2 rRNA genes are annotated in these 736 nt (G+C 48.0%); both read left to right on the top strand.

What is annotated here, in order from left to right:
* Window positions 1-201 (top strand): 16S ribosomal RNA (locus tag ACETK5_RS32480); the annotation flags it as partial.
* 336 nt (window positions 202-537) lie between these two features.
* Window positions 538-736, top strand: a 23S ribosomal RNA gene (locus tag ACETK5_RS32475); the annotation flags it as partial.

Below are 736 nucleotides of genomic sequence, written 5' to 3'. Positions count from 1 at the left end.
CTAGTAATCGCGGATCAGCATGCCGCGGTGAATACGTTCCCGGGTCTTGTACACACCGCCCGTCACACCACGAGAGTTTACAACACCCGAAGTCGGTGGGGTAACCCTTACGGGAGCCAGCCGCCGAAGGTGGGGTAGATGATTGGGGTGAAGTCGTAACAAGGTAGCCGTATCGGAAGGTGCGGCTGGATCACCTCCTTTCTATGGAGAATCGTCTTCTGCAACGAAGACATTCAAATATGACTTCAATGAAGTCACCCTTAAAATCAGGTTTAGACCTGTTACTCACTCGTTGGTCAGTTTTGAGAGTTCAACTTACTCTCATTTGATCCTTGAAAACTAGATAACGAAACGAATTTGCGCAATTAGAAATATCCTTTTAGCTGAACTTGTGTCAAAACAAGTTTAATAAAACGGTAGCAGCGGAAGATTCGTGACAGTCGATCCTTTGGAAGTTTCGTTTCCACCTATTAACTCGTTTAGTAGATCAGGAAACAAACGGACAAACAGAGCGAATGGCGCGAAACTGAAGCAATTGGTTAAGCTACTAAGAGCACACGGAGGATGCCTAGGCGCTAGGAGCCGAAGAAGGACGTGGCGAACAACGAAACTGCCTCGGGGAGCTGTAAGCAAGCTTCGATCCGGGGATGTCCGAATGGGGAAACCCAGCTAGTGTAATAGCTAGTTACCCGTATCTGAATACATAGGATGCGAGGAGGCATACCCAGGGAACTGA

This window comes from Paenibacillus ilasis (assembly GCF_043195395.1).
GTDB lineage: Bacteria > Bacillota > Bacilli > Paenibacillales > Paenibacillaceae > Paenibacillus_AQ > Paenibacillus_AQ lautus.
Note: the sequence above shows the minus strand (reverse complement) of the source record. Positions and strands in the feature narration are given on the sequence as shown.